Annotated in this window: 13 protein-coding genes; 10 read left to right on the forward strand and 3 right to left on the reverse strand. The window is 62.6% G+C overall.

Annotation, left to right across the window (positions count from 1 at the left end; translation table 11 throughout):
- Positions 1-200: 200 nt before the first annotated feature.
- On the reverse strand, positions 201-500 hold the full coding sequence (locus G6M89_RS18110; RefSeq protein WP_165163312.1) for a hypothetical protein: 300 nt from the start codon (positions 498-500) through the stop codon (positions 201-203).
- A gap of 148 nt (positions 501-648) precedes the next feature.
- On the opposite strand from G6M89_RS18110, the gene G6M89_RS18115 reads away from it, so the two are divergent.
- The 3 genes from G6M89_RS18115 to menD are packed head-to-tail and all read left to right on the forward strand — an operon-like array spanning position 649 to position 4,538.
- Positions 649-1,293, forward strand: coding sequence for a sulfite oxidase-like oxidoreductase (locus G6M89_RS18115; RefSeq protein ID WP_394352381.1), 645 nt, complete (start codon positions 649-651; stop codon positions 1,291-1,293).
- Positions 1,294-1,325: 32 nt separating this feature from the next.
- Positions 1,326-2,744: an isochorismate synthase MenF gene (locus tag G6M89_RS18120; RefSeq protein WP_165163314.1), complete on the forward strand. Its 1,419-nt coding sequence runs from the start codon at positions 1,326-1,328 to the stop codon at positions 2,742-2,744.
- A gap of 15 nt (positions 2,745-2,759) precedes the next feature.
- Positions 2,760-4,538: a 2-succinyl-5-enolpyruvyl-6-hydroxy-3-cyclohexene-1-carboxylic-acid synthase gene (gene menD, locus G6M89_RS18125; protein ID WP_165163315.1), complete on the forward strand. Its 1,779-nt coding sequence runs from the start codon at positions 2,760-2,762 to the stop codon at positions 4,536-4,538.
- A gap of 164 nt (positions 4,539-4,702) precedes the next feature.
- On the opposite strand, the gene G6M89_RS18130 is transcribed toward menD, so the two are convergent.
- The gene (locus G6M89_RS18130; protein ID WP_165163316.1) at positions 4,703-5,581 is read right to left on the reverse strand and encodes a DMT family transporter; all 879 of its coding nucleotides are present in this window, start codon (positions 5,579-5,581) and stop codon (positions 4,703-4,705) included.
- Positions 5,582-5,677: 96 nt separating this feature from the next.
- Positions 5,678-6,004, reverse strand: a complete 327-nt coding sequence (locus G6M89_RS18135) for an amphi-Trp domain-containing protein (protein WP_165163317.1) — start codon at positions 6,002-6,004, stop codon at positions 5,678-5,680.
- 118 nt (positions 6,005-6,122) lie between these two features.
- On the opposite strand from G6M89_RS18135, the gene G6M89_RS18140 reads away from it, so the two are divergent.
- The 7 genes from G6M89_RS18140 (at position 6,123) to G6M89_RS18170 (ending at position 14,482) form a co-directional block, all read left to right on the forward strand.
- Positions 6,123-7,016 carry a 1,4-dihydroxy-2-naphthoyl-CoA synthase gene (locus tag G6M89_RS18140; RefSeq protein ID WP_165163318.1) on the forward strand — a complete coding sequence of 298 codons (894 nt, stop codon included), beginning with the start codon at positions 6,123-6,125 and terminating at the stop codon, positions 7,014-7,016.
- An 80-nt stretch (positions 7,017-7,096) separates the two neighbouring features.
- On the forward strand, positions 7,097-8,401 hold the full coding sequence (locus G6M89_RS18145; RefSeq protein WP_165163319.1) for a Tat pathway signal protein: 1,305 nt from the start codon (positions 7,097-7,099) through the stop codon (positions 8,399-8,401).
- A 55-nt stretch (positions 8,402-8,456) separates the two neighbouring features.
- The gene (locus G6M89_RS18150) at positions 8,457-9,908 is read left to right on the forward strand and encodes a hypothetical protein (RefSeq protein WP_165163320.1); all 1,452 of its coding nucleotides are present in this window, start codon (positions 8,457-8,459) and stop codon (positions 9,906-9,908) included.
- Positions 9,901-10,764, forward strand: a complete 864-nt coding sequence (locus tag G6M89_RS18155) for a cohesin domain-containing protein (protein WP_165163321.1) — start codon at positions 9,901-9,903, stop codon at positions 10,762-10,764. Before G6M89_RS18150 ends, G6M89_RS18155 begins: the two co-directional genes overlap by 8 nt.
- A gap of 102 nt (positions 10,765-10,866) precedes the next feature.
- Positions 10,867-11,802: a 1,4-dihydroxy-2-naphthoate polyprenyltransferase gene (locus G6M89_RS18160; RefSeq protein WP_165163322.1), complete on the forward strand. Its 936-nt coding sequence runs from the start codon at positions 10,867-10,869 to the stop codon at positions 11,800-11,802.
- A 14-nt stretch (positions 11,803-11,816) separates the two neighbouring features.
- On the forward strand, positions 11,817-12,896 hold the full coding sequence (menC, locus tag G6M89_RS18165) for an o-succinylbenzoate synthase (RefSeq protein WP_165163662.1): 1,080 nt from the start codon (positions 11,817-11,819) through the stop codon (positions 12,894-12,896).
- Positions 12,893-14,482 carry a class I adenylate-forming enzyme family protein gene (locus G6M89_RS18170; RefSeq protein WP_165163323.1) on the forward strand — a complete coding sequence of 530 codons (1,590 nt, stop codon included), beginning with the start codon at positions 12,893-12,895 and terminating at the stop codon, positions 14,480-14,482. The genes menC and G6M89_RS18170 overlap by 4 nt, the downstream gene beginning before the upstream one ends.
- Positions 14,483-14,507 lie beyond the last annotated feature (25 nt).

Raw genomic sequence — 14,507 nt, forward strand, 5'->3', positions numbered from 1 at the left:
CGACAGCGGGCCTCCTCGAGAGGTTGATCGAAGCGACTCTCGGTTGATCCTACGCTGGACGGTCAGGGAGGAGTGACGTGAAAAGCGGGTGCGGGTACGTGGTGGACACGCCGCGTCGGGGGTGGAGTGATGCCAGTGTGAGAGACAGCCAGACTGTGGCTGTGACGCGGGTGTGGGTTCGTCTTCGTCGCGACGGGGTCTTAGCGGTTGCCCATCATGGAGTCGAAGGCGTTTTTCAGCGTTGCTCCCGGCTGGGTGATCGAATTCAGCTGCTGGCGCATCTTGCGCTGGTTGAAGTAACTCGCGAACGCGAGGATTGTTGGCGGCCAGAGGCCAACGAACAGTCCGCGCTGTCGGTCTCCGCGGAGGAAAAAGTAATACCACGAGAGGGCGACGGATGCGCCGGCTGCGAGGAACGCTGGCCCCATTGCTTGGTCGCCAACTTCTTCTACTGCCTGTCCAGAGATTTCCTGGTCTGTCATCTGCTGTTTACTCGCCATGCACGTTGTCGGTGGGTAAGATGCTACTAAGTCGTGGCGAGGGTTTCGAGATGTATCCCTGGCTTGTTCATCCAAACGAAGTGTTCCCAATCGTTTCAACCCTGATTCCGTCCCCGAAATTCGGACTTTGCATAGCGCGACCGACACCATGCTCGAGTCACTGCGTCACATCTACGTCTGTCCGCGCGAACACACTTGTATGCCGACCGACGTCACAGACCTGTATCAGGAGTTCGGCGACGACCGACTCCCGCCGGGCCAGCGCGAGACGACGGCGTTTCCAGTCCTCTCGAAGAGTGCCACGCCGACCTGGGACCCTGACACCTGGGAGTTTACCGTCACTGGCGCTGTTGATACGGAACTCCGTTTCTCTTGGGAGGAGTTTCGCGACCTGCCACACGAAACCCAGCGCCAGGACTTTCACTGCGTGACCGGCTGGAGCAAGTTCGACTGCGAATTTACGGGCGTCCCGTTCCCCGAACTCGCCGAGCGCGCGGGCGTTCACGACGATGCCTGCCACGTCATGTTTTCGGCGCTCGATGACTACACGACTGACCTCCCGCTCGAGGAGTGCATGCGCGATGAAGTACTGTTCGCGTGGGACTACGACGGCGAGTCACTGCCCGCAGATCATGGCGGGCCGCTTCGGGTCGTCACGCCGCACAGATACGCCTACAAGGGCGCAAAGTGGGTCGACGGCATCGAGTTACTCACCGAACCCGAGCGCGGCTACTGGGAAAAGCGAGGCTACTCCCAGACGGCGGACCCGTGGCGTGAGGAGCGATATAGTTAGGCTGAAGGCGAGGCGGTCCTGAACATCGTGCGATGGACGGGACCTCGGAGGGACGGCTGGCGGGTACGCCCCATGAACCAGCGAGCGAGACGCTCGAGGAGCCCCTGGTCAGTGCGAGCCGCGAACTTGCGGACGTTTCGTTCGGTGCGATTACTGACGCGGAGTTCACTGATGATGAGGCCAGCCAGTTGCGACTGCAGTGGGCCACCCCGGATGGCCTCGAGATCGTCGGGCGCGGTGTTGCTGCCCGACTCACCGCAACCGGCCCGGACCGATTCGCGGCAATCCGCCAGCAGGCGAGCGATCTTTTTGTCGACCTCGAGCACAACGGGCCGGCAATTGCCCGCCCGCGTGCGTTCGGCGGCGTTGCGTTTCACGACAGTCACGATACGACGACTGCGGGGTCCACTACCGTAGCGGGCGATTCACATTGGGAGGGATTCGACGCCGCGTCCTTCGTCGTCCCGCGCGTGTTCGTCACGCGCAGTGATACCGACGACGTCACAGGAAATGCGAAAATCTGGCTGACGGCCGTCGGCACCGACGCCAGCGCCACGAACGAGCGACTCGAGCGTTGGGATGACCGACTCGCGGACCTCCCTGCGATGCAGCCAAGCGGAACGAGCCCCGGCGTCGCCAAAACCGAGCGAACCACCACGCGCGAGCAGTGGGCCAGTCAAGTTGATGACGCCCTCGAGCGAATCGCGACGGACAGACTCAGGAAAGTCGTCCTCGCACAGGCGCTCTCGGTCGATCTGGAAGACGAGATCGACGTTGCGTCGACGCTCGAGCGCCTGCGTCGTCGGTACCCGAACTGTTACCGATTCCTGATCAGCGGCCACGACGGGTCGACGTTCTTCGGTGCGCCGCCCGAACGGCTGGTTTCGAAACGCGGTGATCACGTCGAAACCGAAGCACTGGCTGGCTCTGCGCCCCGCGGCGAGGCACCCGAAGAAGACGAAGCGTTCGCCGATGAGATGCTTTCGAGCGACAAACTCGACCGCGAACACGACCTGGTCGTCGAAGCGATTCGCGACCAACTCGAGGGACTCGCCAGCGAGCTACACATTGGTGATCGCGGCATCCGGAAGTTGGCGACGATTCAGCACCTCCAGACGCCAATCGAGGCGACGCTTGCGGCTGATCGTCACGTCCTCGAGCTCGTCGAAGGACTGCATCCGACACCGGCGGTCGGCGGGATGCCCCCGGACGCTGCCTGGGAGACGATTCGCGACACCGAGCCTTTCGACCGCGGCTGGTACGCCAGCCCAATCGGCTGGTTCGACGCCAACGGCGACGGCGAATTTGCAGTTGGGCTCCGGTCGGGAGTCGCAACAGCAGACCGCGTCACACTCTTTGCCGGCAACGGGATCGTCGCGGACAGTGACCCGGACGAGGAGTGGGAGGAAGTCCAGTTGAAGTTCCGCCCGATTCTCGACGAACTGCGATAACGACCGACGATTGTTATGCACGCACCAAATCGCGCAACGCTGTGGGGTCGCATTCTCGCCGACGAACTTGCCGCAGGTGGCCTCGAGGCTGTCTGTATCGCGCCCGGAAGCCGGTCGACGCCGCTGACGGTTGCGTTCGCCGAACACGACGATATCGACGTGTATTCACACCTTGACGAGCGCTCGGCGGCCTACTTCGCGCTCGGTCGCGCCCGGCGAACCGGCGAGCCAACTGCACTGATCTGTACCTCCGGTACTGCGGCAGCGAACTTTCATCCGGCCGTTCTCGAGGCGAATCAGGCCCGCGTGCCGATGCTCGTTCTCACGGCGGATCGGCCACCGGAACTCCGAGATAGCGGCGCGAATCAGACCGTCGATCAGGTCAAACTCTACGGCGACGCAGTGCGCTGGGCCGCCGAACTGCCCGTTCCCGAGGCTGACGAGCGAACCGTTCGCAGTCTTCGGACGACCGCCGCACGCGCGCTTTCTGAAACCGTCGGCGTCGAACCCGGCCCCGTCCACCTGAACTGTCCGTTTCGAAAGCCACTCGAGCCACTCGAGGTCCCCGACGCTGTTCCGGATTCATTTGGGGAGACGCTCGCTGGCCGGGGACGCGAGGGTGCGTTCGTCGAGACCGTACGTGGGAATCGAACGCTCGAGGACGACCGCGCCGCAGAAATCGCTAGCGCGCTCGAGGCAGCCGAGCGCCCACTCGTCGTCGCTGGACCTGCCGATCCGACAGCGGCACAGACGCTCGAGGCAGAATCCGTCGTGTCCGTCGCTGAGCGACTTGGCGCGCCGATACTCGCGGACCCGTTGTCGGGGCTGCGATTCGGCCCACACGTCCGGCACGCTGACGGATTGCCTGCTGTCTTCGGTGGCTACGACACCTACATCAACCACATCGACGAGCCGGATGTCGTCCTCCGATTTGGGGCGTCGCCGACCTCGAAACCGCTGCGTCACGCCCTGCGAGACGCGGCTGCACGCCAGTTCGTCGTCGATCCCGCGGGTGCGTGGCGCGAGGCGACCTTTACCGCGACGGATCTGGTCGCCGCAACGCCTGAGTCGGTCATCTCGGGTATCCTCGAGTCGCTCGAGTCCGATTCAGTGTCGGATACGGTGTGGCTCGAGCAAATCGCCGAGGCCGAGCGTCGACACTGGGACCTCGCCGCCGATGCGTGTGAGCGGGGGTCGCTCGAGGCCGACCCCTTCGAGGGAGCAGTTCTCAGGGATGTTTTCGCGCATGCGCCGGACCCGGCGACGATTTTCGTCTCGAACAGTATGCCGATCCGAGACGCGGATCGGTTTGGACAGCCCCGTGCGTCCGAGTTGACGGTCCTCGCCAATCGCGGTGCAAGCGGGATCGACGGCATCGAAAGTACGGCGTTGGGGGCGGGCAGCGCCGCAGACGAACCACTCGTGCTCGTCACCGGCGATCTGGCCTTTTACCACGATGCGAACGGATTGCTCGCAGTCGACCGCTGCGATGTCGACGCGACCATCGTCTTGCTGGACAACGACGGTGGCGGCATCTTCCATAAGCTTCCGATTGCGCAGTTCGAGCCGCCGTTTACCGACCAGTTCAAAACGCCCCACGGCATCGAGTTTGAGCCGCTTTCGGAGGCGTACGGCCTCGAGTTCGCGCGCGTTAGGCCTCACGAGTTTTCGGGGGCGTATCGAGACTCGCTCGAGCGCTCGGGGACGCAGGTGCTGTCGGTGTCGTTCGATTCTGAGGAGAGTCACCGACGCCGGGAGGACCTTGCAGAACGTACTCGAGATGCGATTCGCTGAGCCGCGCCGATACTGTGCGGTGAGAGTACTGTTTTCGCGGGTGTGACTGTCTCTGAGCGAATGGGTCGGCGTTTCGCTGGTGGTCGCTCTCGAACAAATAAATAGTATAGTGCTATACCAAAATTGGGTGTTGCGTACGAATCGAATGGGCCGATTGTGTGGTCTCAGAGTGCGATCATCGTCACACCGATCACCGCGAGGACGGCGGCGATGAGTCGAATTCGGAAGTGACGCTCACCGAGCAAGATGCCGCCGAGGATGACGGCGACGATGGCTTGCGTGTTGATGATCGGCGAGGCGATGCTGGCCGGCAGGACCGCAAACGCGAGCGTCGTCAGGTGCTCGCCCAGTGCGACCATCCCGCCCGCGAGCGCAAACTTCGGCAGGTCTGTACGGACATCGACACCGCGTGGTGGATTGCGAATCGCACCCGGGAGCAAGACGACAGCAATACCGACGAGCAACAGCGGTACCCACAGCCGCTCCGGAATCGCGAGTTCCTGTAGCGCGATTCGCTTACCGAGGTCGCTCACTGCATAACACATCGCGCTCAACAGGGCCAACTGTGCCGGCCTCGAGTTCGCGGCTTTGGCAATCGGCTTGAGGAACCCGCCGGGATCGTAGTTGGCGACGTAGACCGCGAGCGTCGCGACGACGACGCCGGCGACCTGCAGCGGGGTGAGAATCTGGCCGAGTATCACGACCTCGAGCGGGAGGACGAACATCGGGACGGTCTTGTTGATCGGTGTGACGTAGGAGACGTCGCCGTCCTCGATTGCACGCAGAAATAACACGAACGCGATGGCGGTCATCACGACGGTGAGTCCAGTCACACCGATCTCAGAGAGTCCGAACTGAGAGAGGACGGTTGTGGCGTTGGTGGCTTCCGTGGCAGCAACCGGCAGATACCACGCGACGGCGAACGTGTTGAGTAGAACTGTCAGCGCCGCTGGTGAGTAGCCCGAGAACAACCGTTTGAGGAGATAGATGTAGACGCCCCACACCACGGCGGCACCGAGCGCGACTCCGAGACCGGCATCCATACCTCGCCGAATGGAAGTGCGTTACAAGAGTCGTTCGATTGGGCGGCCGAAATGTGCCGTCTCGAGGCGTTGTGACCCGCTTGTCGTGTGGTGACGTTACTCTATCTGTGGTGCTTGGTCGTTACTTCGACCGGGAAGTTCGAGTTCAATCTCGAGTTCCGGATCACCCATGCCGTCGAACTCGATCTCGAGGTTGACCGGCTCGCCGAACGCGAAGGGCAGTTCCCAGGCCTCGTCGCCGCTGGAGTCGCTGATCGTGAGTTCGTCGCCGTTGCGCAGCTGTTCGCCCAGTGCGATCAAGAACTCGCCCGCGTCGGCAGCGTCGAGACGGTACTCCTGTTCGAACTTGCGGCCGGCGCGGATGACGGTTCGGTCGTCGCTGGGTTCGTCGGCGTCGGGAGCGTTCTCTGTAGCGTCTGTCATCGGAGCACGTACGGTGTCCAGCAAAATGATTCTCGTGGGTGGTGTCTCGACTCGCGACGCGGTCGGGCCGAGCGTGACGAGAGCCTTATCAGGAATCGCACACCACTCTCGAGCACCAATGGTTTCGGAACTGTTCGACCCCGACCGCTGGGAGCCCGTCGCCGAGCTGAACGACGAGTTCCGGGATATTACGTATCATCGCGCACTCGAGTCCGGGACGGTTCGGATCGCGTTCGACCGCCCTGACGTTCGCAATGCCTTCCGGCCGGGCACTGTCGATGAGTTGTACGACGCCCTAGAGCACGCCAAACGCCAGACGGACGTGGGCTGTATCCTTCTGACGGGCAACGGCCCATCGTCGAAAGATGGCGGCTGGGCCTTTTGTTCAGGCGGAGACCAGACGATTCGCGGCGAGGATGGCTATCAGTACGAGGGAGACGAAGACCGTGCCTCTGAGCAGGGACGACTCCACATTCTCGAGGTCCAGCGCCTGATTCGCCACGTTCCGAAGGTCGTCGTCTGTGTCGTCCCCGGTTGGGCGGTCGGTGGCGGGCACTCGCTACATGTCGTCTGTGACCTTACGCTCGCGAGTGAGGAGCATGCGAAGTTCCTCCAGACTGACCCGGACGTGGCGAGTTACGACGCCGGCTTCGGCTCCGCATACTTGGCAAAGCAGATCGGCCAGAAGAAAGCGCGCGAAGTCTTCTTCCTCGGAAAGACCTACTCCGCCGCGGAGGCAGCCGAGATGGGCATGATCAACGAGGCCGTACCCCATGAGGAACTCGAGGAGACAGCCCTCGAGTGGGGCGAGCGTATCAATGCCAAGAGTCCAACGGCGATGCGGATGCTCAAGTACGGCTTCAACATGACCGACGACGGCATGATCGGCCAGCAGGTGTTCGCGGGCGAGGCGACCCGACTTGGTTACATGACTGACGAGGCGGCAGAAGGCCGAGATGCGTTCGTCGAGGGTCGAGACCCCGACTTCGACGACTTCCCGTGGCACTACTGACTCCAGCGGCCGTCATAGATGCCCCTCGTATTTGCCAGCGAAAGCAAACCATTTGAAGCTCAACCCCCGAGTTCCGGATAGTGACGCTCCCTGACCGGTCTTCGCTTTCGCGGCGCGAGTACGTTCGGTTGGCTGTCGCAGCCGGCGGGACGGCCGCATTGAGCGCGTGCCTCGGCAGTGACGGGGACGACGCCTCGAGCGTCGACGTTCCATCGGGGACCGACGAACCGGAGTCGCTTCCGACACGACAGCACGCCTGGAACGACGCGCTGACGACCGACGAGCACGGCACCGTTCAGCCGCCAGCACATCACGTACTGGTTGCGCTGTCGCTTCAGGACAACGTGGTCGAGGACGGACGTGTCGACAACAGTGCTCGAGAAACAACCGAAACTGCACTACGCGCGCTCGAGCGCGCCTACGAGTGGAGCAACGAGGGGCTGGTCTTTACGCTCGGCTACACGCCGGCGTACTTCGACCGGTTCGACGAGTCGCTGCCGGAGTTGGTCGATCTTCCGGAGCCTGAAGCGCTGACTGGACAAGAATCACCCGATTTCGACGACTTTGATGCCGTCTTCCACCTTGCGAGTGACAGCCCTGAGGTCGTCATCGAGGCCGAGGAAGGCCTGTTCGGTGAGGTCGAGACGCTCAACGGAGTCGACCCCGAACTCGAGACCGATCTCTCGGCGGTTTTCGATCGACTCGAGGACCAGCGCCGGACTGGCTTCGTCGGCGATGGGTTGCCAGCCGACCACACTGATACTGACGGCGTGCCTGAGTCGGTACCCGAGGATGCGCCCTTCTTCATGGGCTTTCGCTCGGGATTTCAGGAGAGTCAGGCCACGGAGGACCGCGTGACGCTCGAGTCGGGTCCGTTCGCTGGCGGGGCAACCCAGCACGTCGAATCGATGGATATCAATCTCACGCAGTGGTTCAACCAGGAAAATCACTTCCAGCGGGTTTCGAAGATGTTCAGCCACGAACATGCCACCGAGGATCTCGTCGGCGATGTCGGCGAGACGCTTACGGGCTCGAGTGAGTTGCGTGACGAGCGGATCGACTCGACGGCTGCGGACGCACGCAGTCACAACGTTGTTGGCCACGCACAGAAGGCCGCTCGAGCCAGAGAGGACGGTGAGCCGCTCCTCTTGCGCCGGGATTTCAATACAGTTGACAGCGGGGGGCCGGGCCTGCATTTCGTCTCGCTCCAGCACGATATCGACGAGTTCGTCCGGGTTCGCGAGGCGATGACTGGTGCGGATCTCGACGTGCCGATGGCGAACAACGGTATTCGACACTACATCTTCGTCACCCGGCGTGGAAACTACCTGGTTCCGCCACGACCACTGCGAGCGTTACCGCCAGCAGATCCGGACGCAACATGACGACTCGAGACGCTGAATCGCTTTCGAGACCACAAGACACGTGACACGACACACCATGACACGACAGCTATCAGACGGCGAGAGGACTTCGACTACGATCGACCGACGGACGGTCGTCCAGCGACTTGGTGCAGTAACCGGGACGCTCGCGCTTGCGGGCTGTCTTGGGGAGAGTGACGATGATGATACCGAGGGCGAGAGCGATACCGGCGACACAGACGGTGGCGACGATGTCGACGCGATGCCCGATCTCATCGATGTCGATGATCCGCCGGCTGCGGTCTACATTCCGACCCACCGCGAAGCCATGCGAATGCTCGAGCCGATCGAGGCCGGCGAGTACGCGCTCGCGCCGATGCTGTCGTATCCACACCCGTTTTGGGTGATTGCGGGCGGCGGCGATGTTGAAGACGAGGTCGAACGCGTCGAGCCTGAGGACGGCCGTGGCGTCCACATGATGTTCACGCTCTGGGACGCCGAAACGGAGACCGTTTTGCCGGTCGACGAGGGCGTCCAGATCCGGATCGAACGCGACGGCGAGCAGATCAGCGACTCCCCGCTGTCTCCGTGGCCGATGCTCTCACAGGAGATGGGGTTTCATTTCGGAGACAACGTTGTGCTCCCCGAAGACGGAACGTACACGGTCGAGGTCACGCTCCCGCCGATTTCGGCGACCAAGACTGGCGACCTCGAGGGCCGGCTGGATGACAGCCAGACAGTGAGCTTCGAGTTCGTCTATGACGACGAGTTCCGCGAGGAAGTCATCGGTGGCGTCGACTTCCTCGATGAGGTGTACTGGGGTGAACCGGGTGCGCTCGAGCCGATGGACCACGGTCATGATGCTGATGAGCACGATGACCACGATCATAGCGATCATGACGATGGCCACGACGGACACGATGACGACCACGGCGATGATGGGCACGATGACCATGGCGATCATGACGACCACGACGAGCACGGCGATCATGATCACGATGACCACAGCGGTCATGACGACCACGATGATCATGGCGATCACGACGAGCATCATCACGTTCCCTACTCCGAGCTCCCACCGGTCGAGGCCTTCCCCGGAACGCGACTCGAGGCTGGCGATGCCGATGCAGATGACGATCTTAATGGCGACACACCGGCAACGCGAGACCTCCCACGCAGCGGCGACGCGGCGTTTCTGGCAACGCTGCTCGAGTCGGACCATCGACTGGCCGACGGCGACCAGTATCTGCTCGTTTCGCCGCGGACGCCGTACAACCGCGTGCCGCTCGCAGATATGTCGCTCTCGGTGACGATTAACGACGATGAGGAAACGGCTCTCGAGCAAACGATTGACGACGAGTACGGACTTCATTACGGCGCGTCGCTTTCGACCGCGGTCAAACCGGGTGCGTCGGTGACGATCACGGTGGAGTCACCACCACAGGTTGCCCGCCATCAGGGGTACGAGACGGCCTTCCTCGAGATGGAGCCGGTCGAACTCGTGGTTCCGGAGGGTGATAATGACTAATCGGGTGCGAACGTTCACACTCGTGCTCGTGTGCGTTCTCGCGCTGTCACTGGCTGCGATGCCCGCAAGCGCCGGAGACGGAAGCGTGTCGGTCTACTTCCAGACAGAGGAGGAAAGTTCGACCACCCTTGAGATCGATGCCGACAGCGGCGACACCATCGAACTCGAGATCGTGATGAGTGCTCACAGCGACCTCCGTGGGCAAGGAATCGACGAACTTGCTGCGACGGTCGAGTATAATACGTCCGTCTTCACCGTCACCGAAGCCGACCATGGTCCGATGCTGGCGAGCGGCGATTCCGACGCCGAGATTGACGGCTCGCTCGATGTCGACGACGATACAGGACAGCTACTGGTTGACCAGGAACGCACACCTTCGGGTGACGGTGCAACCGGAAACGACCCGTTCGCAACGCTGACGCTCGAGGTAGCGGAAGATGCTGAAGTGACGACGGAGACGCTCGAGGTCACCGATTCGTCGGCGAGTTCGGTCAGAGACTATCCGCGGTCCGTCTTCGACAACGATGCTATCATCCACGTCGAGGGCGGGGCGGACGAGTCGGATGATGAGGGTGATGACGACGATGACGGTCCGGAGGGCGTTACACTGGGCGATGGAGTCGATGACGACACGAACGAGACAGACGACACAACTGAGACGGACACAACCGAGAGTGCGTCGAACGACGCTGATTCGGAGACGGACTCGAACGAAACGAGTGAGGAATCGAGCAATGGCACTTCGGACGCGGCAGACGACGCTACAGCCGGTGACGATTCCGTCCCCGGATTCGCGATACCCGGTGCACTCATCGCGCTCGCGGTCTGGCTCGGCCTTCTCATCCGCGCCGACTAACGAATTTTCGAGAGGTGTTTCGACCGTTCCGTTCGTGATGAGTATTCGCAGACTCGAGCGCAATGCCAACGTTAACACTCCCGCAAGTTGGACACTCGAGTCATGACTGAGGCCGAGACGTCACGAGCGAAGGCGTGGGTGATGGCGGCACGCCCCCAGACGTTGCCCGCTGCTGCGGCACCCGTCATCGTCGGGACCGGACTCGCGGTCGCTGAAGGGGTGTTTGCCCCGCTTCCCGCACTGATGGCGCTCGTTGGGGCAGCGCTGATTCAGGTCGGGACGAACTTTGCGAACGACTACTACGATGCAATCAAGGGTGCGGATACGGACGACCGCGAGGGATTTACTCGGGTCACCCAGTCCGGGTTGATCGCACCTGAACAGGTCAAACTCGCGACGATCATTACGTTCGCGATTGCAATTCTCAGCGGCACCTATCTCGTCTATATCGGTGGTGTTCCAATCCTCGTTATTGGTCTCCTGAGCGTGTTCTGTGGCTGGGCCTACACTGGCGGCCCGTACCCGCTTGGCTATCACGGCCTCGGCGATCTGTTCGTCTTCGTCTTCTTCGGCATCATTGCCGTCATGGGCACGTTCTACGTCCAAGCCGCGGCCGTCCTCCCCACGGATACGTTCATCACAACGATTCCCGACGGCACCGTCACGCTCGAGTCGTTTGTCGCCAGTCTCTCCATCGCAGCGCTTTCGACCTGTATCATCATCGTGAACAACATCCGCGACCGCAAGACCGACCGGGAAGCGGGCAAACGGACGCTTGCAGTCCGACTGGGCTATCGCTGGAGTCGCGTTGAGTACGTTTTCCTTCTCGTCCTCGCCTATTTCGTCCCGGTCTGGTTCTGGCTCGAGGGCTACGGCGTGGCAACGTTGCTCCCGCTCGTGTCGGTGCCCTACGCTGCGGTAGTCACCCGAACGGTGCTGACCAGAACCGATGGCGAGGCGTTGAACCCGGCACTCGAGGGCACCGGCAAACTGCTCGCGCTGTATGCGGTACTGTTCGCCGCCGGGGTGGTGCTGTGAACTCCGATCGTGACCTGGATGCGACAGACGACAGCGACGACACGCTCCAGTTTTCGTATCGCCCGTTTTCACTTGCACTCGAGAAGCCACTCGAGACCGCTGCCGGCCCAATTGACGCCCGCGAGGGCTTTCTCGTCCGTCTTGTCGATTCGAACGGCGTCGTTGGCTACGGCGAGGCAGCCCCGCTTGCGGGGTGGACTGAATCGCTCGCCGATTGTGAAGCCGCACTCGAGCGCGTCCAACCGGCGCTCGACAAGGGTGGCCCAAGCGCGGCACTCGAGGCGGTGGATAAACGGGTTGCCGCACGCCACGCCCTATCGCTTGCATTTTCGGATCTCCAGGCGTCTCGGCAGGCGACGCCGCTGTATCGCTATCTCGGCAACGGGCCGATGATCGGTAGAGTGCCCGTGAACGCGACGATTGGCGACGGCTCGCCGGCAGACACCAGTGCGGCCGCACGCCACGCCAGTGACCGCGGCTTCTCCTGTTGCAAACTGAAAGTCGGACTACGCTCGCTCGAGGCAGATCTCGAGCGCATTCGCGAAACCCGGGCCGCCGTCGGCGAGGAAATGGCTCTCCGCGTCGATGCGAACGAAGCCTGGACCTACGAGGAAGCCGAGCGCGCACTCGAGACGCTCGATGATCTCGATGTCGCCGTCCTCGAGCAACCACTTCCAGCGGGCGCACTCGAGGGGCATGCGGACCTCCGTGCACAGCACTCGGGCGTCGATATCGCACTCGATGAAGGGCTGCTCGAGCACGGCATAGACAACATCTGCGAGGTTGGGGCGGCTGATGCCGTCGTCTTGAAGCCGATGGCGCTCGGCGGGATCGATGTCGCCCGAAAGGTCGCCGCCTGGGTGACCGAACTCGGCATTACGCCGATTATCACGACGACAATTGACGGCGTCGTCGCGCGAACGGGTGCCGTCCATCTCGCGGCAGCGATTCCCAACATCCCACCGTGTGGGCTCGCGACGGCGGACCTGCTCGCAGAGGATCTCGGACGAGACCCGGTCTTGCTCGAGAAGGGTGCTGCCGTCGTCCCGCAGGCAAAAGGACTCGGTGTCGAGGGAGTGTGGGGAGACGAATGACGCCAGTCGACTGGCCCACACGAGACCTCCTCTCGCACCGAGCCGCAACGACACCGAACCGAACGGCGCTGATCGACGCCGACACCGGACGCGAGTGGACGTATCGTGAGTTCGACCGCCGGGTGGACCGGGTCATACAGGCACTCGAGGAAGCCGGTATCGACACTGACACTGCCTCGAGTGGCCGACTCGGCGTGGTCATGGATACACGGCCAGCGTTTGCGGCCGTCTTCTTCGCAGCGATGCGCTGTGGGCAGACACTCGTCCCGCTGAACGTTCGGGAAACGACGAGCGAACTCGCGACCAAAGTCGAGCGAACCGATCTCGAGGTACTCGTCTGCGAACGCGAGACAGAAGGAATGGCGCTCGAGGTAGCCACTGCTGCGTCCGAATCCAGCGAGAACGTGGCGGTCGTCTCCGTTGACGACGCTGAGTCTCCCGTTCAGTCGATTCGTTCGGCGCTCGAGTCCGAGTCAACCCACAAAACCCAATCGACAGCGGTCGATCCCGTCGCGCTCGAGCCGGATGACACCCAACTTCTCATGTTCACGTCGGGCACGTCGGGCGAGCCGAAGATCGTTCGACTGACGGTTGGCAATCTGGTCGCCAGCGCGACTGCTTCGGCGTTTCGCCTGGGTCTCGAGCGCGATGATCGCTGGCTGTGCTGTCTGCCGATGTATCACATGGGTGGGATTGCACCCGTGCTCCGGTCGACGTTGTACGGCACGACCGCCGTTATCCAGCGCGAGTTCGACGCCAATGAGACTGCGCGCGTGATGGACGAGTACGAGATCACGGGCGTCTCGCTCGTCCCGACGATGTGCAAGCGACTCCTCGAGGCGGGCTGGCAGGTTCCTGACTCGCTGCGATTCGTTCTCCTCGGCGGTGCTCCAGCCTCGAGTGAGTTGCTCGAGCGCTGTCTCGAGGCGGGCGTGCCAGTGTGCCCAACCTACGGGATGACCGAGACCGCATCGCAGGTGGCAACGGCGACACCCGCAGAACTCGGGGTTCACGAAAGAACTGTTGGCCAGCCGCTTGTCACCACCGACGTGACGATCGTCGATGAGCAAGGTAAGCCGGTCTCGAGCGGTGAATCCGGTGAACTCGTCGTTTCCGGACCGACGGTGACGCCGGGCTATCTCGACGCCGACCGGACGGCCGAGGCGTTCGGCGAGTACGGCCTGCACACCGGCGACGTGGGGTATCGAGACGACGGTGGCCGACTCTGGATTCTCAACCGGCGCAGCGACCGAATCGTCACCGGCGGCGAGAACGTCGATCCCGGCGAAGTCGTCGCCACGTTGCGCGCGCATTCTGCAATCGAGGAGGCAGCCGTGCTCGGCCTCGAGGACGCGGAGTGGGGTGAACGAGTCGGCGCGCTTGTTGTCCCGACTGACACGGCATCGGCTCTCGAGGTCGAGGCCGTTATCGAACACTGCGACGAACAGCTTGCGGGGTTCAAGCGGCCGAAAACGCTCGGCGTCGCCGACTCGTTGCCCCGAACTGCGTCGGGGACCGTCGACCGGGAGGCTGCTCGCGAGCGACTCCTCGAGGATGGCGTCGACGTGGCTGACTGGGAGCGCTAACTGCGTACCGATTTTGGAAACGGGA

Origin of the sequence: Natronolimnobius sp. AArcel1, assembly GCF_011043775.1 — an archaeon.
In the GTDB taxonomy this organism is placed as follows: domain Archaea; phylum Halobacteriota; class Halobacteria; order Halobacteriales; family Natrialbaceae; genus Natronolimnobius.

Bases quoted from the DNA above. Each gene is read 5' to 3' on its own strand.
- G6M89_RS18115 (WP_394352381.1), top strand. From the start codon at position 649: ATGCTCGAGTCACTGCGTCACATCTACGTCTGTCCGCGCGAACACACT.
- G6M89_RS18170 (WP_165163323.1), top strand. From the start codon at position 12,893: ATGACGCCAGTCGACTGGCCCACACGAGACCTCCTCTCGCACCGAGCC.
- G6M89_RS18120 (WP_165163314.1), top strand. From the start codon at position 1,326: ATGGACGGGACCTCGGAGGGACGGCTGGCGGGTACGCCCCATGAACCA.
- G6M89_RS18160 (WP_165163322.1), top strand. From the start codon at position 10,867: ATGACTGAGGCCGAGACGTCACGAGCGAAGGCGTGGGTGATGGCGGCA.
- G6M89_RS18150 (WP_165163320.1), top strand. From the start codon at position 8,457: ATGACACGACAGCTATCAGACGGCGAGAGGACTTCGACTACGATCGAC.
- G6M89_RS18130 (WP_165163316.1), bottom strand. From the start codon at position 5,581: ATGGATGCCGGTCTCGGAGTCGCGCTCGGTGCCGCCGTGGTGTGGGGC.
- G6M89_RS18140 (WP_165163318.1), top strand. From the start codon at position 6,123: ATGGTTTCGGAACTGTTCGACCCCGACCGCTGGGAGCCCGTCGCCGAG.
- menD (WP_165163315.1), top strand. From the start codon at position 2,760: ATGCACGCACCAAATCGCGCAACGCTGTGGGGTCGCATTCTCGCCGAC.
- G6M89_RS18110 (WP_165163312.1), bottom strand. From the start codon at position 500: ATGGCGAGTAAACAGCAGATGACAGACCAGGAAATCTCTGGACAGGCA.
- G6M89_RS18135 (WP_165163317.1), bottom strand. From the start codon at position 6,004: ATGACAGACGCTACAGAGAACGCTCCCGACGCCGACGAACCCAGCGAC.
- G6M89_RS18155 (WP_165163321.1), top strand. From the start codon at position 9,901: ATGACTAATCGGGTGCGAACGTTCACACTCGTGCTCGTGTGCGTTCTC.